Source organism: Brevundimonas sp. (assembly GCF_050729455.1).
In the GTDB taxonomy this organism is placed as follows: domain Bacteria; phylum Pseudomonadota; class Alphaproteobacteria; order Caulobacterales; family Caulobacteraceae; genus Brevundimonas.
In genome coordinates this window covers 53,480-76,506 of sequence record NZ_JBOHLI010000006.1, presented here as the reverse complement: position 1 = coordinate 76,506, position 23,027 = coordinate 53,480, and the positions used below count along the sequence as shown (strand labels likewise).

Annotated in this window: 20 protein-coding genes; 9 read left to right on the top strand and 11 right to left on the bottom strand. The window is 69.4% G+C overall.

Annotation, left to right across the window (positions count from 1 at the left end):
- The 5 genes from ACREEF_RS03250 to ACREEF_RS03230 form a co-directional block, all read left to right on the top strand.
- Positions 1 to 1,467, top strand: a 1,467-nt coding sequence (locus ACREEF_RS03250; RefSeq protein WP_431564171.1) for a PD-(D/E)XK nuclease family protein, incomplete at its 5' end; no start/stop codon positions are given.
- Positions 1,464 to 4,898, top strand: a complete 3,435-nt coding sequence (gene addA / locus ACREEF_RS03245; RefSeq protein ID WP_431564170.1) for a double-strand break repair helicase AddA — start codon at positions 1,464 to 1,466, stop codon at positions 4,896 to 4,898. The genes ACREEF_RS03250 and addA, both read left to right, overlap by 4 nt.
- A gap of 150 nt (positions 4,899 to 5,048) precedes the next feature.
- Positions 5,049 to 5,381 (top strand): thioredoxin, encoded by a 333-nt coding sequence (gene trxA / locus ACREEF_RS03240; RefSeq protein ID WP_105564921.1) that lies wholly within the window; start codon positions 5,049 to 5,051, stop codon positions 5,379 to 5,381.
- Between the two features lie 203 nt (positions 5,382 to 5,584).
- Complete coding sequence (locus ACREEF_RS03235) at positions 5,585 to 7,597, top strand: FAD-dependent oxidoreductase (protein WP_431564169.1); 2,013 nt, start codon at positions 5,585 to 5,587, stop codon at positions 7,595 to 7,597.
- Positions 7,598 to 7,628: 31 nt separating this feature from the next.
- Positions 7,629 to 7,766, top strand: coding sequence for a hypothetical protein (locus ACREEF_RS03230; RefSeq protein ID WP_431564168.1), 138 nt, complete (start codon positions 7,629 to 7,631; stop codon positions 7,764 to 7,766).
- A 168-nt stretch (positions 7,767 to 7,934) separates the two neighbouring features.
- Here ACREEF_RS03230 and ACREEF_RS03225 read toward each other — a convergent pair whose 3' ends face one another.
- From ACREEF_RS03225 to ACREEF_RS03190, 8 genes are read right to left on the bottom strand one after another with little or no spacing between them, the layout of a single operon-like run.
- Positions 7,935 to 9,209: a bifunctional folylpolyglutamate synthase/dihydrofolate synthase gene (locus tag ACREEF_RS03225; RefSeq protein WP_431564167.1), complete on the bottom strand. Its 1,275-nt coding sequence runs from the start codon at positions 9,207 to 9,209 to the stop codon at positions 7,935 to 7,937.
- Between the two features lie 9 nt (positions 9,210 to 9,218).
- The gene (locus ACREEF_RS03220; RefSeq protein ID WP_431564175.1) at positions 9,219 to 10,151 is read right to left on the bottom strand and encodes an acetyl-CoA carboxylase carboxyltransferase subunit beta; all 933 of its coding nucleotides are present in this window, start codon (positions 10,149 to 10,151) and stop codon (positions 9,219 to 9,221) included.
- Positions 10,120 to 10,962: a tryptophan synthase subunit alpha gene (gene trpA / locus ACREEF_RS03215; protein WP_431564166.1), complete on the bottom strand. Its 843-nt coding sequence runs from the start codon at positions 10,960 to 10,962 to the stop codon at positions 10,120 to 10,122. The genes ACREEF_RS03220 and trpA overlap by 32 nt, the downstream gene beginning before the upstream one ends.
- Complete coding sequence (locus ACREEF_RS03210; protein ID WP_431564165.1) at positions 10,959 to 11,426, bottom strand: hypothetical protein; 468 nt, start codon at positions 11,424 to 11,426, stop codon at positions 10,959 to 10,961. The genes trpA and ACREEF_RS03210 overlap by 4 nt, the downstream gene beginning before the upstream one ends.
- Positions 11,427 to 11,428: 2 nt before the next feature.
- On the bottom strand, positions 11,429 to 12,640 hold the full coding sequence (gene trpB, locus ACREEF_RS03205; RefSeq protein ID WP_431564174.1) for a tryptophan synthase subunit beta: 1,212 nt from the start codon (positions 12,638 to 12,640) through the stop codon (positions 11,429 to 11,431).
- Between the two features lie 44 nt (positions 12,641 to 12,684).
- The gene (locus ACREEF_RS03200; protein WP_431564164.1) at positions 12,685 to 13,323 is read right to left on the bottom strand and encodes a phosphoribosylanthranilate isomerase; all 639 of its coding nucleotides are present in this window, start codon (positions 13,321 to 13,323) and stop codon (positions 12,685 to 12,687) included.
- Positions 13,324 to 13,360: 37 nt separating this feature from the next.
- Entirely contained in the window at positions 13,361 to 14,050 is a 690-nt protein-coding gene (locus ACREEF_RS03195; protein WP_431564173.1) for a pseudouridine synthase, read from the bottom strand.
- Positions 14,051 to 14,097: 47 nt separating this feature from the next.
- Positions 14,098 to 14,997, bottom strand: coding sequence for a class I SAM-dependent methyltransferase (locus tag ACREEF_RS03190; protein ID WP_431564163.1), 900 nt, complete (start codon positions 14,995 to 14,997; stop codon positions 14,098 to 14,100).
- Between the two features lie 239 nt (positions 14,998 to 15,236).
- Here ACREEF_RS03190 and recQ point away from each other — a divergent pair, with 239 nt between their 5' ends.
- From recQ to ACREEF_RS03175, 3 genes are read left to right on the top strand one after another with little or no spacing between them, the layout of a single operon-like run.
- A complete protein-coding gene (recQ, locus tag ACREEF_RS03185) occupies positions 15,237 to 17,111 on the top strand; it encodes a DNA helicase RecQ (RefSeq protein ID WP_431564162.1) in 1,875 nt (624 codons plus the stop codon).
- 54 nt (positions 17,112 to 17,165) lie between these two features.
- Positions 17,166 to 18,152, top strand: coding sequence for an SPFH domain-containing protein (locus tag ACREEF_RS03180; protein ID WP_431564161.1), 987 nt, complete (start codon positions 17,166 to 17,168; stop codon positions 18,150 to 18,152).
- Positions 18,153 to 18,155: 3 nt separating this feature from the next.
- Entirely contained in the window at positions 18,156 to 19,061 is a 906-nt protein-coding gene (locus tag ACREEF_RS03175) for a hypothetical protein (protein ID WP_431564160.1), read from the top strand.
- A gap of 49 nt (positions 19,062 to 19,110) precedes the next feature.
- On the opposite strand, the gene ACREEF_RS03170 is transcribed toward ACREEF_RS03175, so the two are convergent.
- A complete protein-coding gene (locus tag ACREEF_RS03170; protein ID WP_431564159.1) occupies positions 19,111 to 19,989 on the bottom strand; it encodes an alpha/beta fold hydrolase in 879 nt (292 codons plus the stop codon).
- A gap of 103 nt (positions 19,990 to 20,092) precedes the next feature.
- Here ACREEF_RS03170 and ACREEF_RS03165 point away from each other — a divergent pair, with 103 nt between their 5' ends.
- Positions 20,093 to 20,539, top strand: a complete 447-nt coding sequence (locus ACREEF_RS03165; RefSeq protein WP_431564158.1) for a surface-adhesin E family protein — start codon at positions 20,093 to 20,095, stop codon at positions 20,537 to 20,539.
- Positions 20,540 to 20,588: 49 nt separating this feature from the next.
- Here ACREEF_RS03165 and ACREEF_RS03160 read toward each other — a convergent pair whose 3' ends face one another.
- A complete protein-coding gene (locus ACREEF_RS03160) occupies positions 20,589 to 21,776 on the bottom strand; it encodes a carboxynorspermidine decarboxylase (RefSeq protein ID WP_431564157.1) in 1,188 nt (395 codons plus the stop codon).
- Positions 21,777 to 21,793: 17 nt separating this feature from the next.
- On the bottom strand, positions 21,794 to 22,999 hold the full coding sequence (locus ACREEF_RS03155) for a saccharopine dehydrogenase C-terminal domain-containing protein (protein ID WP_431564156.1): 1,206 nt from the start codon (positions 22,997 to 22,999) through the stop codon (positions 21,794 to 21,796).
- Between the last annotated feature and the right edge of the window lie 28 nt (positions 23,000 to 23,027).

The following is a 23,027-nucleotide window of genomic DNA, read 5'->3' as shown; positions in this document are numbered from 1 at the left end:
GCCCTGATCGAGGCGCTGGCCGGTCAGAACGCCTGGGCCGGTCCCGACGGCGAGGCCGCCGCCTCCCTGCTGTCCGCCCTGATCGACGGCGGCGGCGCGCTGGGCGCCGTCAGTCGCGCCGACTTCGCCGCTCTGGTGGCCGGTCTGCTGGGCGAGGAGACCGTGCGCACCGGCGGCGCCACCCACCCGCGCCTGCGCATTCTGGGGGCCATCGAGGCCCGCCTGACCCGCGCCGACCGCATGATCCTGGCCGGGCTGGAGGAAGGCGTCTGGCCTCGTCCCGCCCCGGTCGATCCCTTCCTGTCGCGCCCGATGAGGAAGGCTCTGGGCCTGCCCACGCCCGAGCGGCGTCTGGGCCAGACGGCGCAAGACTTCGTCCAGGCCGCCTGCGCCGACGAGGCCATCCTGATCCACTGCGAACGACGCGGCGGCCAGCCCGCCGTGCGCTCGCGCTGGCTGTGGCGCCTAGAGATGCTGACGCGCGGCGCCGACGCCCCAGCCACCCCGGTCTCCATTCCCGCCCCCGAAGGTCTGGCCGACTGGACCCGCGCCCTGGACGCCCCGCCGCCCGGCGCCGCCCGCTTCGCGCCGCGTCCCGCCCCGCGCCCGCCGGTCGAACGCCGCCCGCGCAGTCTCTATGTCACCCGCATCGAGCGCTGGGTCCGCGACCCCTACGCCATCTACGCCCAGTGGGTGCTGGGCCTGAGCATCATGGACCGGCCCGGCGCCTCGGCCGAGGCGATGGCGCGCGGCAACGCCGTGCACAAGGCCATCGAGCGCATGACCCTGATGTGGCCCCACGTCCTGCCCGACGACTGCGAAGAACAGATCGAGCAGCTGCTGATCGAGGAGCTGACCGCCCACGGCTTCGAAGAGGCCGCCATGGCCCGCGAGACCCCGCTGGCGCGCAACTGCGCTCGCTGGCTGGCCGGGTTCGAGGCCGAGCGCCGGGCGCGCGGCGTCAACCTGCTGATCGAACAGCAAGGCACGATGACCTTCGACGCCCCCGCCGGCCCCTTCACCATGAAGGCCTACGCCGACCGCATCGAGGTCGGGGCTACGGGCGCCGCCATCATGGACTTCAAGACCGGCGCCGCGCCCTCGGCCAAGCAGGTCAAGGCGGGCTTCGCGCCCCAGCTGACCCTGACCGCCGCCATCCTCGCCGACGGCGGCTTCAAGGACACCAATGGGCCGGTCCCCGCCGACGAACTGACCTATGTCCGCGTCGTCGGCCGCAAGAAGGCGGGCGAGGTCGCCGTGCGCGCCTCCGGTCCCGAAGCGGCGGCGCTGGGCGAAGCGGCGCTGGAGGGGCTGAAGAAACGGGTGGCCCGCTTCGACCATCCCGACACCCCCTATGTCTCCTGGGCCGCGCCCCAGTTCATGGGCAATTACGGCGGCAACTACGACCATCTGGCTCGCGTCTGGGAATGGCACGTCGTCGGCGGCGAAGAAGGCGACAGCGAATGAACATCGCCACTCCGCAGATGCGACCCGATCCGCAGATCCGCGCCGCCGATCCGGCCTTGTCGGTCTTCGTCACCGCCAACGCCGGCTCGGGCAAGACCACCACCCTGGTCAGCCGGGTGGCCCGCCTGCTGCTGGGCGGGGCCGGGGCCTCGGCCATCCTGTGCGTCACCTACACCAAGGCCGCCGCCGCCGAGATGCAGGCCCGCCTGTTCGAGACCCTGGGCAAGTGGGCGGTCATGGACGACGCCGCCCTGTCCGCTGAACTGGCCAGGCTGGACGCCAGCGATCCCGCTGGCCTCAATCCCGTCCGCCTGTCCGAGGCGCGGCGCCTGTTCGCCCGCGCGCTGGAGACGCCGGGCGGGCTGAAGATCCAGACCATCCACGCCTTCTGCGAAAAGCTGCTGCGCCGCTTCCCCATCGAGGCGGGCGTCTCGCCGCGCTTCACCGTGCTGGAGAACGAAGCCGCCGTCGCCCTCAGCCATGCCGCGCGCGAGGAACTGGCCCGCGCCGCGCTCAAGGACCCGGACGGCCCGGTGGGTCAGGCCTACAGCCATTTCGCCGTCGAGCTGGACTGGGGCCGCTTCGAGAGCCTGCTGGCCATGATCGAGGCCAGGCGCGCCGATCTGACCGACTATGTCGCCCGCGTCGGTGACGGGGCGGCCCCCGGTCCGCACGCCCTGACCGGCGCCGACCCCGAACTGACGCCCGACGACATCGAGGCCGACTTCATCCGCTGGCTGGACCGGGGCGAGGTCCGCCGCATGGCCGAGCTGATGGCGACCGGCGGCAAGACCGACAAGGACCGCGCCGCCGAGCTGTTCCACGCCCTCGATCACGAGTGGAGCTTCCACGGCCTCGGCGTCGTCTTCCTCACCGGCACGGGCTCGCCGCGCAAGTCGATGGCCACCAAGCAGGCCCCGCCCGACGCGGGCGGCTGGCTGACCGATCTGCAGGACAAGTATCTGGCCACGCTGGACGTGGTGCGCGCCGCCAAGGTCGCCGCCGACACCATCAGGCTGCTGACCCTGGCCGTGGCCCACGCCGCCTTCTACGAGGCCGCCAAGGCCGAGCGCGGGGCGCTGGACTTCTCCGACCTGGTGGCGAAGACGGTCGACCTGCTGACCGAACGCTCGACCGCCGCCTGGGTGCTGTACAAGCTGGACGGCGGCATCGACCACGTCCTGATCGACGAGGCCCAGGACACGGCGCCGGAACAGTGGGCCATCATGCGCGCCCTGACCGGCGAGTTCTTCTCGGGCGAGGAAACCGACCGCACCGTCTTCGCCGTGGGCGACGAGAAACAGTCGATCTACTCCTTCCAGGGCGCCCGGCCGGAACGCCTGCGTCAGGAAGCCCAGGTCTATGACGCCCTGATCCGGGCCTCGGGCTCGGCCTTCGAGGGCGTGCCGCTGGAGACCTCCTACCGCTCGACCGAGGACGTTCTGGCCTTTGTCGATCACGCCTTCACCGATCCCGAGCGGACCCGCGCCCTGGTGGGCGAGGCGGGCGACATTCCCCGCCACCTGCCCGCCCGCGTCGGCCAGCGCGGCAGCGTCGACCTCTGGCCCCTGTTCATGGACGAGGCCCCGCCCGAGCGCGACGCCTGGGACGACCCGGTCGACCAGGAAGGCGTCGCCGGCGCCCGTAAGCGCATGGCCGCCGCCCTGGCCCAGGAGATCAAACGTCAGGTCGAGACTGGGGCGACCGTCTATGACCGTTCGAACCGCCAGCCGCGCGCCAGCGGCTATGGCGATTTCCTGATCCTCGTGCGTCGCCGTGACGCGACCTTCGAAGAGATCATCCGCGCCCTGAAGAGCGCGGGCGTGCCGGTCGCCGGCGCCGACCGGCTGAAGCTGTCCAGCCACATCATCTTCGACGACCTGAAGGCGCTGGCCCGGTTCGCCCTCTTCCCGGGCGACGACCTGTCGCTGGCCGAAGTGCTGCGCAGCCCCTTCTGCGACGTGGACGAGGCCTCGCTCTATGACCTGGCCGGGCGCGAGAAACGTCAGGGCCTGTGGCGCGAACTGAAGAGCCGCGCCGACGAACGTCCCGAATGGCGCCGCGCGCTGGACCTGTGCCTGAGCGCCCGCGCCGCGCGCGACGGCGCCCCCTTCGCCTTCTTCTCGACGCTGCTGAATCGGGTGGACGACACGGGCGTCTCGGGCCGCGCCCGCGTGCTTACGCGATTGGGCCGCGAGGCCGAAGAAGCCATCGACGAGACCCTCAATCAGGTCCTGGCCGCCGAGAACCGGGGCGGGGTGGACCTCGAGACCTGCCTCGCTCTGCTGGAAACCGCCGACGTCGAGGTCAAACGCGAGCTGGAAGGCCCGCGCGGCGAGGTCCGCGTCATGACCGTCCACGGCGCCAAGGGGCTGGAGGCGCCCGTCGTCATCCTGCCCGACACCACCATGAAGGCGAAGGCGCAGGGGCCGAGCCTGATGCCGGTCGCGACCGAAGACGGCGAGGCCTGGCTGATGTGCCCCGGCTCGTCCAGGGAAGACTGCGCCGCGTCGAAGGCCGCCCGCGACGCCCGCGAGGCCCGCGTCAGCGACGAGTCCCTGCGCCTGCTCTACGTCGCCCTGACCCGCGCCCGCGACCGGGTCATCGTCATGGGCCGAGGCTCCAAGCGCTCGCCTGAACCCGGCGACTGGTGGTCGGTCATCGAGGAGACCTTCAACCGCCTCGGCGACGAGGTCCGCACCCTCGACAGCAACGTCCGCCGCTACGGCGTTGATCTCGACGTCCTGCCCGCTGTCGTGGCCGCGACCGAGCAACGCCCCGAAGCCCCCGACTGGACGCGCCAGACGCCCGCCCGCGACGCCGCCGCCCGCTTCGCCTCGCCGTCGCAGATGCAGGAGCAGAAGCGCATCCCCGCCCCGTCGCCGCTGGCGCGCGGCGAAGGCCCCGGCGCCGGGCTCGGCCGCTTCCGGCGCGGCGACCTGATCCACCGCCTGCTGGAACGCCTGCCCGACATCGCCCCCGCCGACCGGCCCGACGCCGCCGTGCGGATGTTGGCGCGCGAACGCGACCTGTCGGACGAGCAGCGCGCCGAGATGATCGGCGCCGCCTTCGCCGTGCTGGACGACGCCCGCTTCAACCCCGTCTTCGGCGCGGGTAGCCGCGCCGAGGTGGCCCTGACCGGCGCCTCGCCCGACCTGCCCTCCGGCGTCTCCATCTCGGGCCGCATCGACCGGCTGGTGGTCACGCCCGAACGGGTGCTGGTCGTGGACTTCAAGTCCAACCGTCCGGCCCCGGATCATGTCGAGGACGCCGACCCGGCCTATGTCCTGCAGATGGCGGTCTATACGGCGGTGCTGCGTCGTCTCTATCCCGAGCGTGCGGTCGAGGCGGCCCTGGTCTGGACCGACGGACCCAAGCTGATGGCCGTGCCGCAAACCCTGATGGACGCGGCGCTTTCAAATGCGCGTTGATTTGTGCGCAAATCGCACCCACATCTGCGGCTGATATCAACGCGCTCAAGCAGCGAGGTCCGGCGGACCGAGCGTTAGCGCACCAAAATGCGTGCTCAAGCAGCTAGGCCCCGCGGGCCGAGCGATAGCACCCCTAAAGGAGAGCCATTCATGGCGACCGTGAAAGTCACCGACGAAAGCTTCGACGCCGACGTCCTGAAATCCTCGACCCCCGTCCTGGTGGACTTCTGGGCCGAGTGGTGCGGCCCCTGCAAGCAGATCGGCCCGGCCCTGGAGCAAATCTCGGACGAGCTGGCCGGTCAGGTGACGATCGCCAAGGTCAACATCGACGACAGCCCCATGACCCCGTCCAAGATGGGCGTCAAAGGCATCCCGACCCTGATGCTGTTCAAGGACGGCCAACTGGCCTCGATGAAGGTCGGCGCCATGCCCAAGGGCAAGATCGTCGAATGGCTGGCCGAGGCCGGCGTCAAGGCCGACTAGAAATTCACCCTTCCCTTCATGGGAAGGGTGGCTGAGCCGTCAGGTGAGGCCGAATGGGGCGGCGTGTCGCAAGATGCGCCGCCTTTTTGCTTTTCCCCGCCTTTCCTCCCTGGCTCGCCCGGGGAAAGCGCCGGGGACAGGCCATTGCATAATAGCAAGACCGCGATACTAGTTATGCAACTGATTGCATAAAGATCGTGCCCATGCCCTATCCCGAACTGCTGAAGCCCCTCGACCTCGGCTTCACCACCCTCAAGAACCGGGTGCTGATGGGCTCGATGCACGTGGGGCTGGAGGAGGTCGAGAACGGCTTCGAGCGCATGGCCGCCTTCTACGCCGAGCGGGCGCGCGGCGAGGTCGGGCTGATCGTCACCGGCGGCATCTCGCCCAACGAGCGCGGCCGCCCCATGCCCTGGGGCGCCAAGCTGACCACCGAGGAAGAGGCCGAACACCACCGCCTGGTCACCAAGGCCGTCCACGCCGAGGGCGGCAAGATCGCCCTGCAGATCCTGCATTTCGGCCGCTACGCCTATCACCCCGACCTGGTCGCCCCCTCGGCCATTCAGGCCCCCATCACCCCCTTCGCCCCCCACGCCCTGACCGGGGAAGAGGTCGAGCAGACCATCGCCGATTTCGTCAACTGCGCCGCCCTGGCCCAGTCCGCCGGCTATGACGGCGTCGAGGTCATGGGCTCCGAAGGTTATCTGATCAACGAGTTCATCGCCGCCCGCACCAACCAGCGCGACGACGAATGGGGCGGCGCCTACGAGAACCGCATCCGCCTGCCGCTCGAGATCGTGCGCCGCACGCGTGAGAAGGTCGGCCCCGACTTCATCATCATCTACCGCCTGTCGATGCTCGATCTGGTCGAGGGCGGTTCGACCGCCGACGAAGTGGCGCAACTGGCCAAGGCCGTCGAGGCGGCGGGCGCCACCATCCTCAACACCGGCATCGGCTGGCACGAGGCCCGCATCCCCACCATCGCCACCAGCGTCCCGCGCGCGGCCTTCGCCTGGGTGACCAAGCGCCTGAAAGACGAGGTCTCCATCCCCCTGGTCGCCACCAACCGCATCAATACGCCCGAGGTGGCCGAGAGCCTGCTGGCCGACGGCTATTGCGACATGGTGTCGATGGCCCGGCCCCTGCTGGCCGACGCTGCCTTCGTGCAAAAGGCGCGCGAGAACCGCGCCGACGAGATCAACACCTGCATCGGCTGCAACCAGGCCTGCCTGGACCACACCTTCGCCGGCAAGATCACCTCCTGCCTGGTCAATCCGCGCGCCTGTCACGAGACCGAGCTGGTCATCGCCCCGGCTGAAACGGCCAAGACCATCGCCGTCGTCGGCGCCGGTCCGGCCGGCCTCGCCTTCGCCGTCACCGCCGCCGAGCGCGGCCATGACGTGACCCTGATCGAAGCGGCCGGCGCGGTCGGCGGCCAGTTCAACATCGCCCGCAAGATCCCCGGCAAGGAGGAGTTCGGCGAGACCCTGCGCTACTTCCGCAAGCAGCTGGATTTGACGGGGGTCAAGGTCCGCCTGAACACCCGCGCCGAGGCGAACGCCCTGGCCGACGAGGGCTTTGACGAGATCGTCCTGGCCACCGGCGTCAGCCCGCGCACGCCCGAGATCGACGGGATCGACCACGCCAAGACCCTGTCCTATCTCGACGTCCTGCGTGACGAGGTTCCGGTGGGCAAGACCGTGGCCGTCATCGGCGCCGGGGGCATCGGCCACGACGTCAGCGAATACCTGGTCGAGCGGCATGAGCCGCCGTCGATCGACCGCTTCTTCCGCACCTGGGGCGTCGATCCCGACTACCGCGCCGCCGGGGGCCGCACGGCGCCGCAGGTCGAACCGGCGGAACGCCAGGTCTTCCTGATGCAGCGCTCGACCGGCAAGGTCGGCGAGCGTCTGGGCCGCACCACCGGCTGGATTCACCGCGCCGCCCTGAAGATGCACGGCGTCGTCACCGCCAGCGGCGTCGCCTACCGCCGCATCGACGACGAGGGCCTGCACGTCACTATCGACGGCGCCGACAAGACCCTGCCGGTCGATCATGTGGTCATCTGCGCCGGGCAGGAGCCCTTGCGCGACCTGCACGACGATCTGGTCGCGCGCGGCTGCTCGGTCCGCCTGATCGGCGGGGCCGACGTGGCCGCCGAACTGGACGCCAAACGCGCCATCGACCAGGGCGTGCGCCTGGCCGCCGCCCTCTAACCGAAGGAAAGCCCGCGTCGGCGAGCGCGGCGTGAAAGGCATCGACTTCATCCGCTTCAACGAAGACGGCCAGATCGTCGATTTCGAAGTCATGATGCGCCCCCTGAACGGGGTTCAGGCCATGGCCGAGGAAATGGGCCAGCGCCTCGGCGCCCTGCTGCAGGGCTGACCCCACCACGACCGTCACCCTCGGGCTTGTCCCGAGGGCCTATCGTTCCGCCACGCGCCTCGGGTCGTTGAGACGACGGGCGCAATCCAGGCGACGAAGCTCAGCGCTTGCAGCCGCCATAGGCCCTCGGGACAAGCCCGAGGGTGACGGGGTTTTTGAGTGCCGCGCCTAGACCGGATACGTCTCGGGGCTGGCGCCCAGCACCTCGCCGGCCAGATAAAGCGAACCGCAGATGACGATGCGGCCCGCGCCCAGCGCCAACGCCCGGTCCAGAGCCTCGTCCACCGAGGCCGTCGGCAGGGCGCCGAAGCCCCGTCCCTGCGCCACCGCAGCCAGGGCCGCCGGGTCGGCGGCGGCGCCGTCGAAGGCCACGGTGAAGACCTGGGCGTCGACGCCCTTCAGCGCCTCGAAGAAGCCGCCCGCGTCCTTGTTGGCCAGCATGGCGACGATCAGGGCCAGGGGGCGCGGGGCCCGCGCCTGACGCTCGGCCAGGGTCCGGGCCAGGGCGCGTCCGGCGTGGGGATTGTGCCCGCCGTCCAGCCACAGCTCGGCGTCGGCGGCTTGGGCTTTTTCGGCATAGGGCCCCGCCGTCAGCCGCTGCATCCGCGCGGGCCAGCGCACGGCTTTCAAGCCCGCGGCGATGGCGGCTTCGGGCAGGTCCAGCTCCAGCGCGGCGGCCACGGCCACGCCGGCGTTGTCGAACTGATGCGGCCCGCTCAGCGCCGGGGCCGGCAGGTCGAGGAAGCGCTCCTGATCCTGATAGACCAGCCCGCCGCGCTCGGCCCAGGCGTCGAAGTCCACGCCCATGACGGTCAGCGGCGAACGGACCTCGGCGGCGCGGCGTTCGATCACGGCCATGACGGCTTCGGACTGTCGGGCGATGACGCCGCGCGCCCCGGCCTTCAGGATGCCCGCCTTCTCGGCGGCGACGCCCTCGATCTTGTCGCCCAGGAACTCGGCGTGATCCAGATCGACGGGGGTGATGACGCTCAGCAGCGGCCGGTCGATGACGTTGGTGGCGTCCAGCGAGCCGCCCAGCCCCACCTCGATGACAGCCAGATCGGCGGGGGTCTCGCTCATGGCCACAAAGGCGGCGGCGGTCGTGCTCTCGAACACGGTGGCCTCGCCCGACACGGCTTCAATGCGATCCAGGACGTCGTTGAGATAGTCGTCGCTGATCAGCGTCCCGGCTAGCCTGATGCGCTCGTTGAAACGCACCAGATGCGGCGAGGTGTAGGCGTGGACCCGCAGGCCTGCCGCCTCGGCGATGGCCCGGATCAGGGACACGGTCGAACCCTTGCCGTTGGTTCCGGCGACATGGACCACCGGCGGCAGGCGATCTTGCGGATCACCCAGCGCCGCGCACAGCGCCCGCATCCGGTCCAGCGACAGGTCGATGCGCTGGGGATGGCGCGCGCGCAGGCGTTCCGAGATCGGGTCCATGCGGCGCCCTTAGGCCGCCTTGCGCTTGCCGCCCATCAGCATGGACAGGATCTGGCCCAGCGTCGTCGGCAGGTCGCCGCGCGCCACGACCTTGTCGACCATGCCCTTGCCCTGCAGATACTCGGCGCGCTGGAAGCCCGGCGGCAGTTTCTCGCGGATGGTGGTCTCGATCACGCGCGGACCGGCGAAGCCGATCAGGGCGCCCGGCTCGGCCAGGTGGACGTCGCCCAGCATGGCGTAGGAGGCGGTGACGCCCCCCGTGGTCGGGTCGGTCAGGACGACGACGTAAGGCAACTGCGCCGCCTTCACTTCCTGCACGGCCAGGGTGGTGCGGGCCATCTGCATCAGGCTGAGCGCGCCTTCCTGCATCCGCGCGCCGCCGGCGGCGGTGAAGCAGACGAAGGGCACGCCGCGCTTCACGGCTTCACGGGCGGCGGCGACGAAGGCCTCGCCCGCCGCCATGCCCAGCGACCCGCCCATGAAGGTGAAGTCCTGGACGATGACGACCGCGGCCACGCCGTCGATCTTGCCGAAGCCGATCGCCATGGTGTCCTTGCGGCCGGCGGCCTTGCGCGCCGCGTTCAGGCGGTCCTTGTAGGGCTTGCCGTCCGAGAACTTCAGCGGGTCTTCCGGCACGTCCGGCGTGTCGATGCTCTCGAACTGACCGTCGTCGAAGGTGGCCTTCAGGCGCGTCGGCGCATTGATCCGCATATGGCGGCCCGACGGCGTGACCCACAGGGCCGCCTCCAGGTCCGGGCGGAACAGCATCTCGCCGCTGTCCGGGTCCTTGACCCACAGATTGTCGGGCGTGTCGCGCCGGCTGACGATCTTGCGCACGCCCGGAGCGAAGCGGGACAGCCAGCCGCCGCGCGGCTTGTTCTCAGGATTCTTGTCGACCATGAGCGCGCCTTTAGACGGTTTCCGCGACGGAAGCACTAGCACGAGCAGTGCGAACTGCATCGGCCAGAGCCTTCACCCTGGCCAGAACGCGGGGCACGGCGGGTTCGTTCGCCGCCAACGCGGCGGCCACTTCGTCGACGAAGACCGAGCCGGCCACCACCGCATCGGCCACGCGGGCGATCTCGGCGGCGCGTTCGGGCGTCTTGACGCCGAAGCCGACAGCGACCGGCAGGTTCGCGGCCCTGCGGACCCGTTCGACGGCGGGGGCGACAGCGGCGGCCTGGGCCTCCTTCACGCCCGTCACGCCCGCGACCGAGACGTAATAGACAAAGCCCGAAGTGCCGCGCGCGATGACCTTCAGCCGGTCGTCGTCCGAGGTCGGGGTGGCCAGACGGATCAGCGACACCTGGGCCGCGTCCAGCGCGGCGGCCAGAGGCCCGGCCTCTTCCGGCGGGCAATCGACCACGATCAGCCCGTCCACGCCCGCCGCCGCCGCGTCGCGCGCGAAGGCTTCATAGCCATAGCTTTCCACCGGGTTCAGATAGCCCATCAGGATGACCGGCGTGGCGTCGTCGCCCGCCCGGAAGTCCGCCACCAGATCCAGCGTGCCACGCAGGGTCATCCCCGCCGCCAGCCCGCGCAGAGCGGCGCGCTGGATCGGGGGCCCCTCGGCCATGGGATCGGAGAAGGCCAGTCCCAATTCGATCAGATCGGCCCCGGCGGCGGGCAGGCCGCGCAGGATCTCCAGCGCCTCGTCCCGGCTGGGATCGCCGGTCATGACATAGGGAATAAAGCCAGCCCGGCCCTCGGCCTTCAGCGCGGCGAAACGGGCGTCGATGCGAGCGGTCGTCACTGGGGCGTCGCTCCAGCCGCCGCCGTCTGGCCGGCGCAGACGTTGCCGGGGATGGTGGCGAAGCCGAGGTAACCCGGCGCCTCCGGCGCCGAGGGGCGCGCGGTGTCGTAGAAGGCCACCATCTGCAGACCGTCGCAGACGCCGCCGTCCTTGCGCTTGATGAAGACGACGCGGTTGTCGTCGCCGCCCGCGACCAGCCAGCCCTGCCCCTCGAAATGGGCGACATAGCTCTCGGCCAGGGCGCCGACGCCCGCGAGCGGCGCGGTGACGCAGAAGGCGCGGCCGTTCAACCCGTGCAGGTTGCCGCAGTCCGGCGCCGCCTGGGCCACGCCCAGCAGAGGCGTGTCGGCGGCGGGCGCGCCCTGCGGCCCCGGCGCAGCCTGAGCGGCGGACGCCGGTGTTTGCGCCAGGGCCAAGGTCGGCGACACGGCGGCGGCCAGGGCCGCGATCAGAAGGGTCTTCATGCTCAAAGCTCCACGCCCAGATGCTTGGCCACGGTGAAAATGTCCTTGTCGCCCCGGCCCGACAGGACCAGGACCACGTCGCCGTCCTTGCCGACCTCCTTCGCCACCTCGCCGATGCGGGCGAGGGCGTGGGAGGGCTCCAGCGCCGGGATGATGCCTTCCAGCCTGGACAGCATCTGGAACGCCTCCAGCGCCTCGTCGTCGGTGGCCGACAGGTACTCGCCGCGCCCCAGATCATTCAGCCAGGCGTGCTCCGGCCCGATGCCTGGGTAGTCCAGACCGGCCGAGATCGAGTGGCCTTCCAGAATCTGACCGTCGGCGTCCTGCAGCAGATAGGTGCGGTTGCCGTGCAGCACGCCGGGGCGGCCGCCCTTCAGGCTGGCGGCGTGTTCGGGGGTGTCCAGACCATGGCCCGCCGCCTCGACGCCGATCAGGCGCACGCCCTCGTCCTCGATGAAGGGGTGCATGGCGCCGATGGCGTTGGAGCCGCCGCCGATGCAGGCCACCACGGCGTCGGGTAAGCGCCCGATCTGGGCTAGCGACTGACGCCTGATCTCCTTGCCGATGACCGACTGGAAGTCGCGCACCATGGCCGGATAGGGGGCCGGGCCCGCCGCCGTGCCGATGATGTAATAGGTGTCCTCGACGTTGGTGACCCAGTCGCGCATCGCCTCGTTCATGGCGTCCTTCAGCGTCGCCGCCCCCGCCGTCACCGCCTCGACCTCGGCCCCCAGCAGCTTCATGCGGAAGACGTTGGGCTGCTGACGTTCAACGTCGACTGCGCCCATGTAAACGGTGCAGGGCAGGCCGAAGCGCGCGCAGACGGTGGCCGAGGCCACGCCGTGCTGACCGGCGCCGGTCTCGGCGATGATCCGCGTCTTGCCCATGCGCCGGGCCAGCAGGATCTGGCCCATGCAGTTGTTGATCTTGTGCGCGCCCGTGTGGTTCAGGTCCTCGCGCTTCAGCCAGATCTTGGCCCCGCCGAAATGGTCGGTCAGACGCTCGGCGAAATAGAGCGGGCTCTCGCGACCGACATAGTGGGTCAGGAAGCCGTCCAGCTCGGCCTGGAAGCTCGGATCGGCCTTGGCCGCCTCATAGGCCGCATTCAGCTCGTGAATCAGCGGCATCAGGGTTTCGGGCACGAAGCGGCCGCCATAGGGACCGAAGCGGCCCTCGGCGTCGGGCCAGCTGTAGGACTCGGGGGTATTCGACAGATGTGCGTTCACGAGCGGCAGTCTTTCGCGGGAAGGCGACGAAATCAGGACCGGGATACGGCCTCAAGGAAGGCGCGGATGCGGTCAGGGTCCTTAACACCGGGTTCGCTTTCGACGCCAGAGGAGACATCGACCAAAGGCGCCCCCGAAATCCGCACCGCCTCGGTGACATTTTGCGGATCCAGCCCGCCTGCGAGGAACCAGTTTGCCGGCAACGCGCGATTTTGCATCAGCGCCCAGTCGAACGAAGCCCCCACCCCACCCGGCAGGTTGGAACCCTCGGGCGGCTTGGCGTCGAACAGCAGATGATCAGCCACGTCGGTCCAGTCCTGTACGGACGCAAAGTCGGCCTCGCTGCGGATCGGCAGGGCCTTGATGATCCCCGCCCCCGTCAGCCGTCGCACCTCGGCGGCGCGCTGCGGCGTCTCATGACCGTGCAGCTGGATCAGGTCCGGCCGCAGGATCAGCCCCACCTCGGTCAGCAGGGCGTCGTCGGGATCGACCAGAACGGCGACGATCTTCGCCCGCTTGCGCGCCCGGTCGAACAGGGTCGCGGCGTGCAGCGGCGGGATATGCCGCGGGCTCTTTTCAAACACCACCGCCCCGACAAAGGCCGCGCCGCCGTGCAGCGCCGCCTCCAGCGTCTCGGGCGTCGTCAGTCCGCAGATCTTGGCCAGGGTCATAGGATGGAGGTGCGCGAGAGCGGGCGCGGGGTCAAGCTCAGGCGAAGATCAACTCGATCTGTTCCGGCGTCAGCAGCCGCCACTCCCCCGGCCCCAGATCATCCGGCAGGACCAGCCCGCCCAGCCGCTCGCGGTGCAGGGCCTCGACGTGGTTGCCGGCGGCGGCGAACATGCGGCGCACCTGATGATAGCGCCCCTCGGTCACGGTCAGCAGGGCCTCGGTCGGCGACACCACTTCCAGAACGGCGGGCGACAGCGGCTTGTCCTCGCCCTCCAGCACCAGATCGCCCGAGGCGAACAGCGCCCCTTCGGTCCCGGTCAGGGGCCGCGCCAGCGTCGCCCGGTAAACCTTGGCCACATGCCTCTTGGGCGAAATCACCCGGTGCAGCAGGTCGCCGTCGTCGGTCAGCAGCAGCAGGCCCGAGGTCTGCTTGTCCAGCCGCCCAATGGTCGAGATGGCCGGGTCGCGACGCTTCCACCGATCCGGCAGGATGTCATAGACCAGAGCCCCGTCTTCCTTGCGCGAGCAGGTCATGCCCAGCGGCTTGTTCAGCAGCATGACCAGACCGGCCACGGGGTCCAGCGGCTCGCCGTCGATCTCCATCCGGCTCGGCAGGTCGGGCGTCACCGGGATGCGTTTGGACACATCCGTTAGATCAGCGCCGTCCAGCACGATGCCGCCCGCCTTGCCCATGCGCGCCATCTCAGCCCGCGAGCCGTAGCCCATGGAACCCAAGAGTTTATCAACGCGGCTCGTGGGTGTTTTGGCGGCCACTACTTCACCGCCTCAAAGATCTTGTACCCGCCCTTGTCGAGCACCGGCTTCACCCGCTTGAAGGCGGCGTTCAGCTCGGCCTCGTAGGGCAGGTGCCGGTTGGCCACCAGCCACAGCACGCCGCCGGTCTTCAGCAGGGCCGCCGCCTGACGGATGAAGTTCTGGCCCAGACGCCGGTCTTCCGTGCCGCCGTCGTGGAAGGGCGGATTGCTGACGATGAAGTTCAGTTCGCCCGCCGTCGGCAGGGTGCGCACGTCGGCCCATTCAAAGCTGACGCGCGGGTCCTCGACGTTCTTCTTCGCCGCCGCCACGGCGCGCCGGTCGATGTCGACCAGACGCAAGCTCGTCACCGCCGGCGAGCGCAGCGCCACCAGCGACAGAGCCCCGAAGCCGCTGCCCAGATCGGCGCCCGCGCCCTTCATCGGCGGCATGACCCCGGCCAGCAGGGCCGTGCCCGGATCGACCCGATCCCAGGCGAAGACGCCCGGCTGCGACCAGGCTTCCAGCCCCGCGACCTGTTGCAGGGCGCCCGCCTTGATGGCCGCATCCAGGCCCTCGATCGTCTCGGGACGCATGACGACGCAGCGGCGATGGTGCGCCTTGGCCGTCTCGCCGAACTCAAGGCCGAAATCCTTCAGCTCCTTGCCCAGACGCGAGCCGCCCTTGCTCTTGTGCGCCATGACGTCGAGGCGTCCGCCGACCTTCAGCGCCCGCAGCGCCATCGCCAGGGTATAGCGCCGCTCCACCACGCCCGGCGGGGCGTAGATCATCGCCTCGTCCACCGAACCGGGGGCGAGGTCTTCCAGCGCAGTCGCGCCGGGGATCAGGGGCGAGGTCTGCACGGCCCCGGTCGGAACGTCGAACACTGCGGGCGGGCGGCCATAGAGGATCGTGGTCATGGGGGAGCCTATAGCGACATTTCTGCTTCCCTTCTCCCCTCGATCTTTTCCGCTCATCCCGGCGAAGGCCGGGATCCAGATTGTAGGGCGCGCCGCTGGTTCAGAAGGCGCAATGTCGCCCTTCAAGGCTGACCCGACCGTCATTTCATCTGGATCCCGGCCTTCGCCGGGATGAGCGGTGCTGGTGGAAGACGGGAGAAGCGGGTGACACCCCGGAACGGATCAGGCACAACCCGCCGATGCTCGCAGACCCCCGCCGTTCCGCCCCGCCCGCCCCGCTCGACCTGAGCGCCGCGCGCGAGGTTCTGGGCCGGGTCTGGGGCCACGCCGATTTTCGCGGCCTGCAAGCCCATGTCGTGGCCGAGGTTCTGGCCGGGCGCGACGTCATGGCCGTGTTGCCGACCGGCGGCGGCAAGAGCGTCTGCTATCAGATTCCGGCCATCCTGCGCCCCGGCGTCGGTCTGGTGGTGTCGCCGCTGATCGCCCTGATGACCGATCAGGTCGAGGCCCTGAAGCAGCAGGGCGTGGCCGCCGCCCGCCTCGATTCCGGCGTGCCGATGGAGGAACGCTCCGCCATCTGGCGCGCCGCCCGCTCGGGCGAGCTGGACCTGCTCTATGTCTCGCCCGAAGGCCTGGCCGCCGGCTCCATGCTGGAACGCCTGTCCGAGATCGACCTCAGCCTGATCGCCATCGACGAGGCCCACTGCGTCTCGCAATGGGGCCACGACTTCCGTCCCGACTATCGCTCGCTGGGCCGTCTGGCCGAGATCTTCCCCGGCGTCCCGCGCATCGCGGTGACGGCGACCGCCGACGCCCGCACCCGCGACGACATCCTCGCCTCGCTGCGCCTCGGCGAGGCCCGCGTCTTCGTCGACAGCTTCGCCCGACCCAATCTGCAACTGTCCGCCGAGCGCAAGATCAACGGCAGCCGCGCCCGCACCGACGCCGCCGTGGTCGATCTGGTGCGCGAGCGGCGCGGCAAGTCGGGCGTGGTCTATTGCGGCAGCCGCGACGGCTGCGAACGCGTGGCCCAGACCCTGCGCGACGCCGGGACCAACGCCATCGCCTATCACGCCGGTTTCGACGCCAAGGACCGCGACAGGCGGCTGGAGCGTTTCCTGGCCGAGGACGGCGCCGTCATGGTCGCCACCATCGCCTTCGGCATGGGGGTCGATAAACCCGACGTCCGCTTCGTCATCCACGCCGATCCGCCCGGCAGCCTCGAGGCCTACTGGCAGGAGATCGGCCGCGCCGGGCGCGACGGCGAACCCGCCGAGGGCATCACCCTCTACGGCCCCTCCGACATCGCCTGGTCGCTGCGCCGCCTCGAAGGCCGGCCGATGGCCGAGGAGGTCAAACAGGTCCAGACCCGCAAGGTCCGCCAGCTGTTCGCCATGCTGGACGGCGCCGTCTGCCGCCCCCAGGCCGTGCGCCGCTATTTCGGCGAGGCCGACGCGCAAGCCTGCGGCGTCTGCGACATCTGCGGCGATCCGCCCGCCACCTTCGACGCTGTGGTTCCGGCGCAGAAGGCCCTGGCGGCGGTGCAGCGTCTGGGCGAACGCTTCGGCCGGACCCGCGTGGTCGACCATCTGCTGGGCAAGACCAAGGACGTCCAACACTGGGAATCGAGCCTGTCCACCTGGGGCATCGGCGCCGACCTGTCGCTGACCGCCTGGCGCGACGTCATCGACCACCTGCTGTTCGAGGGCCTGCTGGTCGAGGACCCGAACGAGGGCAAGCCCATCATCCAGCTGGGCGATCCCGAGGCCGTCCGCGCCGTCTATCGCGGCGAGCGTCCCATTCAGGTGCGCAAGGCCCCGGTCCGCGTGATCGAGGCCGAACGCCCGCGCCGCAACGCCGGCTGCAACCTGGCCGCCGAGGCGCTGGACACCGACGTCCGCGCCCGCTTCGAGGTCCTGCGCGCCTGGCGCCGCGACCGCGCGGCCGAGCAGCACGTGCCGCCCTATGTCATCTTCCAGGACAAGACCCTGGTCGAGATCGCCCTCAGCGAACCGCGCGACCTCGACGCCCTCGGCCGCATCTCCGGCGTCGGCGCGGGCAAGCTGGAACGCTACGGCAAGGGCGTGCTGGAGGCGTTGCGCGCGGCGGACTGAACCGTTTGAATGGCGTAACGACGCTCGACGATTCGAGCGCAGCGGGGGCTGGTCATGGCGGAAATCAAATCATTCGGCTTCTGGCGTCTGCTACGCAGCGACGCCAGCGCCCATATCCAGCTTTACCGGCGCGGAACGCGGCGCAAGTCCGGCCGCGGCCTCGCCTTCTGGTTCGCCCCCGACGGCGCCTCCATCGCCCAGCTGCCGATGGACGACCGCGAACTGCCCTTCCTGTTCAAGAGCCGCTCGCGGGACTTCCAGGAAGTCACGGTCCAGGGCGTCGCCGTCTGGCGGATCGGCGACCCGGAAGCCATGGCCGACCGCATCGACTTCAGCATCGACTTGCGGAACGGTCTCCATCTGGGGCGGCCCGTCGAGCAGATCGAAAGCCTTCTGGCCGGCGTCATGCAACAGCACGCGGCCCAGTATCTGACCGAACTCGAGGTCGGCGAGATCCTGACCAACGGCGTACGCCCCCTGCATGAGCGGATCGCCGCCAGCATGCTCGCCTCGCCCAAGCTCGACGAGATGGGCCTGACCGTCATCGACATCCGCATCGCCGACATATCGCCTGCCAGCGAACTGGAACGCGCGCTGAAGACTCCGACCTTCGAACGGCTCCAGCAACAGGCCGACCAGGCCACGTTCGAGCGACGGGCCCTTGCGGTCGAAAAGGAGCGCGCTATCGCCGAAAACGAACTGTCGAACCAGATCGAACTCGCGCGCCGCCAGAAGCAACTGATCGAGCGCGAGGACGACAACGCTCGCGGAAGAGCCGAAGCCGAGGCCGCCGCCAAGTTGATCGCGGCGGAAGGCGAGGCCCAGCGCATTCGCACCATCCAGCAGGCCAAGACCGAAATGGAACGCGCCCGCGTCGCCATCTACAGCGACCAGCCGCCGGGCGTGATGGTGGGGCTGGCCGCCCAGGAATTCGCCGGCAAGCTGCACAGTATCGAGCATCTGAACATCACGCCGGACATGCTGTCGGCGCTGCTCGGCGGCTACCTCAACGGAAAGCCCGCCCCGATCTCCAGGGGCTGATCAGTGGCCACCCTCCAGCCTCGCGCCGTGCTGGTCACCCGCGACACCGACTGGGAGCGTCTGCTCGCCGCCCACGCCACGCGGGAGCAGGCGCGCTTCTTCCTGAAGACGCGCGGCCAGGACATCGACGACATCCAGCGTCGGCACGAAGCCTTTGTCCAGGTGGTGCGCACGGTTCGTCAGGCGGTCCCCGACGATTGGCGCGTGGCGCGGGTCGGGCGCGCCGACCTCGACCGTTTCCTGTTCACGCCGGAAGACGTAATCGTCGCTGTGGGCCAGGACGGACTGGTCGCCAACCTGTCCAAATACCTCTCCGGCCAGCCGGTTCTGGGCGTCAACCCGGCTCCGGACGTCAACGAGGGCGTCCTGGTCACCCTGAGGCCGGATCAGACGCGCCAGGCCCTGCGCGCAGTCGCATCGGGCGACGCCCGAATCCAGTCCCGCACGATGGCCAGCGCCGTTCTGGACGACGGCCAGTCCCTCACGGCCCTGAACGAAATCTTCGTCGGCCACCGCTCGCATCAGTCCGCTCGCTACCGCATCGAGTTCGATGGGCGAGGTGAGGATCATTCTTCGTCTGGCGTCATCATTGCGACCGGAACCGGGGCGACCGGCTGGGCCCGCTCCATCCTCACCGCCACCGGAAAAAAGATGAAGCTGTCGCCGGTGGATCAGCGACTGGGCTTCCTGGTCCGCGAACCCTGGCCCAGTGTGGCGACCCAGGCCGATCTCGTCTCGGGGCTCGCGTCCGCCGCCTCCGCCCTGATCATCACCTCGCGGATGAACGACGGCGGCGTGATCTTCGCCGACGGCGTCGAGCAGGATCATCTGGATTTCGGTTGGGGTCGACAGGTGCGGATCGCGCCGGCGTCGGCCACGCTCCAGCTGGTGATCGGCGCCGCGTCATAATCCCAAGCGCGACCGTGCAGGCGACCACCACCGCTCCGGCGCCGAAGCCTCAGCGCAGGAAGCGCTCGACCGCCGCCTGGAAGCGGCGCGGCTGGTCGATCATGACCATGTGCTCGGCCCCTTCGATCCGCTCGAAGGCGGCCGGGCGCGGCAGCGAGCGGTAGCCGGCGCGGAACAGGCCGTCGATGTGGCTGCGCGGGCTGCGGTCGTCAGCGCTCCAGCCATAAACGACCGTAACCGGGGCTGTGATGGCGGGCAGGCGCGACCGCAGGTCCACGGTCATCACCTCATACAGCCCCTGCGCCAGGGTGCGCCGGTCGCCGCCCTGCCAGCCAAGCGTGCCGAACAGGTTGTCCGCCGCCCCGCCCATGTCCGCCCCCAGGCTTGCGGCCTGGGTCTTCAGCGCCTCGTCGCCGAACAGCAGGACGCCCTGATAGGCCAGCCGCGCCAGGGGCTCGACATCCCCCGCCGTCGCCCCCGCGCTGATCAGCGACGGGAAGAAGGGCGAGGCGTCCACGACCATGACCCGACCGATGCGCGGCCCCGCGTCGGCGGCGACCCTCAGGGCGATCTGCCCGCCCATCGAATGGCCGATGACGGCGGGCCGCGTCAGGCCCTGTTCGGCGATATAGCGCCGGATCTCGGCCGCCGCCGGGCCGCCGACCAGGCCGGAGCCGTTGGCCTCGGCCGATACCTCGCCGAACCCTCGCACCGTCACCAGGTGCACCCGATAGCGGTCGTCCAGGGCCGCCGCCGTGCGCGCCCACACCGCCGAGGTCGAGGCCAGGCCGGGGATCAGGATCGCGTCCAGCCCCGCCCCACGCGTCTCGACCACGATCCGTTCAGAGGTGAAGGATGCAGGCTCTCGGGCGAGAGCCGCGCCCGGCGCGGCCAGCAGCAGAACAAGCGTCAGGAGCAGTCGAGCCATGCCCTGAACCTGCCGTCCGATCACGGCGATTTCTCGGCGCGCCAGGGCATTGTGTTTCGCACATTTCAGGTGTGAAGTCCGCTCATCCTGGGGAGGACCAAACATGAAACTCGTCATCCTGACCACCATCGCCGCCCTCGCCTCGCTGTCAGCCGCCAGCGCGGCCGGCGCCGAGGAATGGAACGCCTTTTCGCGGAACGCTCGAATAGTCTATCTCGCCGACGTCGCCGCCATCGCTACCGTGGGCGACACGACTGGAGTTCGCGTGGCCCGTCTACCTCTACAGTCGCCCGCCGGCGACTACAGCCACAAGGTGGACGAGTACGAAATCCGCTGCGGCGCCAAACAGTCGCGCATCATCGTGGAGGTCGAGTACGGTCCCGACGGGGCCGAGCTGGAGCGCTATCCGGAACCAGATGCCGCCTGGGACGACATTCGTCCGAACAGCCTGGCGTCCTTCCTGCAGGCCATAGCCTGCGAGGGCGCACGCGCCGACGGCGCCAACGCCGCGTCGATCAAGGCCTTCATCGACGGCGGACGCGGCCGGTAACCGCCGTCTCGGTCGGCCCTAGGCAAGGAGAGCCACGGGCCGGATCGGGTCAGGACAGCCGGTCGCGGAATTCCGTCCAGTCGAACTCGCGAACCATCCGCAGTTCGTCCGTCGCGCTGTTCCACAGGGCGATGGCTGGCAGGGGCACGCCGTTGAAGGTGTTGGTCTTCACCATCGAATAGTGGGCCTGATCCAGGAAGGCGAGGCGCGTTCCGGGCACAGGGCGCTGGGCGAAGACGTAGTCGCCGATGATGTCGCCGGCCAGGCAGGACGGGCCGCCCAGGCGCACGGCGACGCCCTCTTGGGGCTCATGCAGCATGGCCGGGCGATAGGGGGCTTCGATCACGTCCGGCATGTGGCAGGTGGCCGACAGGTCGGTGATGGCGATGGGCATGCCGTTGTCGAAGACGTCCAGCACCTCGCCGATCAGGACGCCGGCGTCCAGGGCCACGGCCTCGCCCGGCTCCAGATAGACCTGCACCCCGTGGCGTTCGGCCACGTCGTTCAGGAAGGCGACCAGACGGTCGGTCTGATAGTCGGCGCGGGTCACGTGGTGGCCGCCGCCGAGGTTCAGCCACTTCACCCCGTCCAGCAGGGGGGCGAGCCTGGGCTCCACCGCCGCCCAGATGCGGGCCAGGGGCTCGAAATCCTGTTCGCACAGGGCGTGGATGTGCAGGCCGTCGACGCCCTGCATGTGCTCGGGCTTCAGCTGCGACACCGGGAAGCCCAGGCGCGAGCAGGGCTGGGCCGGGTCGTATTTGGCGACCTCGCCCTCGGAATGTTCGGGGTTCAGCCGCAGGCCGATCTCGAAGGTCTCGCCCGCAGCACGCGCGGCGGCGATCAGGTCGGCGAAGCGCGCCACCTGATCCGGCGAGTTGAAGATGACGTGGTCGGACAGGCGCAGGATCTCGGGCAGATCCTCGGCCTTGTAGGCGGGCGAATAGGTGGTCAGTTCGCCCTTGTAGAATTCGCGCGCCAGCCGCGCCTCCCACAGACCGGAGGCGCAGACGCCGTCGAGGTATTCCCCGACGACGTCCGCCAGCGACCACATGGAAAAGGCCTTGAGCGCCAGCAGCACTCGCGCGTTGCCCCGGTCGCGCACGTCCTTCAGCACGGCCAGATTGCGCCGCACCGCGACCTCGTCCACCACGAAGGCGGGCGAGGCGACACGGTTCAGGTCGAAGTGCGCGAAGGCGCCCGGATCACCGGCCTTTGTCTCCATGGGCTGGGTTTCCATGTGGTCTTACTCGGGTCTTAGAAGGCCAGCGGAGCGTCCAGCTCCTCGACGGTCCACGGCAGGCCATGCTGGTTCAGCATGTCCATGAAGGGATCGGGGTCCAGCTGCTCCATGTTGAAGACGCCGGCGCCCGACCACTTGCCGGTCAGCATCATGGCCGCGCCGATCATGGCCGGAACGCCCGTGGTGTAGCTGACGGCCTGGTTGCCGGTTTCGGCATAGGCGGCTTCGTGGTCGCAGATGTTCTTGACGTAGAAGGTCTTGGCGACGCCGTCCTTCTCGCCGGTGGCGATGGTGCCGATGTTCGTCTTGCCCTTGGTGATCGGCCCCAGCGAGGCGGGTTCCGGCAGCAGGGCCTTCAGGAACTCGATCGGGATGATCTCGCGGCCCTGGAACATCATCGGCTCGATCGAGGTCATGCCGATGTTTTCCAGCACTTCCAGGTGCTTCAGGTAGGAGTCGCCGAAGGTCATCCAGAAGCGGATGCGCTTAATCTCCGGGTAGAACTTGGCCAGCGACTCCAGTTCCTCATGGTACATGAGGTACATGTTCTTCTGACCGACGCCCTCGAAGTCGAAGGCCTGCTTGTGGCTCAGGGCCGGGCCCTCGACCCACTGGCCGTTTTCCCAGTGACGCGAGTTGGCGGTCACTTCGCGCAGGTTGATTTCCGGGTTGAAGTTGGTGGCGAAGGGCAGACCCGTGTCGCCGCCGTTGCAGTCCAGGATGTCGAGCGTGTCGATCCGGTCCAGCAGGTGCTTCTTGGTGTAGGTGGCGAAGACCGAGGTCACGCCCGGGTCGAAGCCCGAGCCGAGCAGCGCCATCAGGCCGGCTTCCTTGAAGCGCTCCTGATAGGCCCACTGCCACTTGTATTCGAACTTGGCTTCGTCGCGCGGCTCATAGTTGGCCGTGTCGAGATAGTTCACGCCGGCGGCCAGACAGGCGTCCATGATGGCCAGGTCCTGATAGGGCAGGGCCAGGTTGACCACCAGGGCCGGCTTGACGGCCTGAATCAGAGCCGTGGTCGCGGCGACGTCGTCGGCGTCGATCGCCGCCGTGTCGATGGTCACGCCAAAGCGCGACTTCACGGACTCGGCGATGGCGTCGCATTTCGACTTCGTCCGGCTCGCCAGCGTGATGTGCGAGAAGATGTCCGCATTCATCGCCATCTTGTGGACGGCGACCGAGCTGACGCCGCCAGCCCCGATAACCAGCACCCTGCTCATGTGTGCTTCTCCTGAAGTCTGAAAAACT

Bases quoted from the DNA above. Each gene is read 5' to 3' on its own strand.
- addA (WP_431564170.1), top strand. From the start codon at position 1,464: ATGAACATCGCCACTCCGCAGATGCGACCCGATCCGCAGATCCGCGCC.
- trxA (WP_105564921.1), top strand. From the start codon at position 5,049: ATGGCGACCGTGAAAGTCACCGACGAAAGCTTCGACGCCGACGTCCTG.
- ACREEF_RS03170 (WP_431564159.1), bottom strand. From the start codon at position 19,989: ATGGCTCGACTGCTCCTGACGCTTGTTCTGCTGCTGGCCGCGCCGGGC.
- ACREEF_RS03190 (WP_431564163.1), bottom strand. From the start codon at position 14,997: ATGACCACGATCCTCTATGGCCGCCCGCCCGCAGTGTTCGACGTTCCG.
- ACREEF_RS03225 (WP_431564167.1), bottom strand. From the start codon at position 9,209: ATGGACCCGATCTCGGAACGCCTGCGCGCGCGCCATCCCCAGCGCATC.
- recQ (WP_431564162.1), top strand. From the start codon at position 15,237: ATGCTCGCAGACCCCCGCCGTTCCGCCCCGCCCGCCCCGCTCGACCTG.
- ACREEF_RS03235 (WP_431564169.1), top strand. From the start codon at position 5,585: ATGCCCTATCCCGAACTGCTGAAGCCCCTCGACCTCGGCTTCACCACC.
- ACREEF_RS03160 (WP_431564157.1), bottom strand. From the start codon at position 21,776: ATGGAAACCCAGCCCATGGAGACAAAGGCCGGTGATCCGGGCGCCTTC.
- ACREEF_RS03155 (WP_431564156.1), bottom strand. From the start codon at position 22,999: ATGAGCAGGGTGCTGGTTATCGGGGCTGGCGGCGTCAGCTCGGTCGCC.
- ACREEF_RS03200 (WP_431564164.1), bottom strand. From the start codon at position 13,323: ATGACCCTGGCCAAGATCTGCGGACTGACGACGCCCGAGACGCTGGAG.
- ACREEF_RS03210 (WP_431564165.1), bottom strand. From the start codon at position 11,426: ATGAAGACCCTTCTGATCGCGGCCCTGGCCGCCGCCGTGTCGCCGACC.
- ACREEF_RS03195 (WP_431564173.1), bottom strand. From the start codon at position 14,050: ATGGGCTACGGCTCGCGGGCTGAGATGGCGCGCATGGGCAAGGCGGGC.
- ACREEF_RS03165 (WP_431564158.1), top strand. From the start codon at position 20,093: ATGAAACTCGTCATCCTGACCACCATCGCCGCCCTCGCCTCGCTGTCA.
- ACREEF_RS03180 (WP_431564161.1), top strand. From the start codon at position 17,166: ATGGCGGAAATCAAATCATTCGGCTTCTGGCGTCTGCTACGCAGCGAC.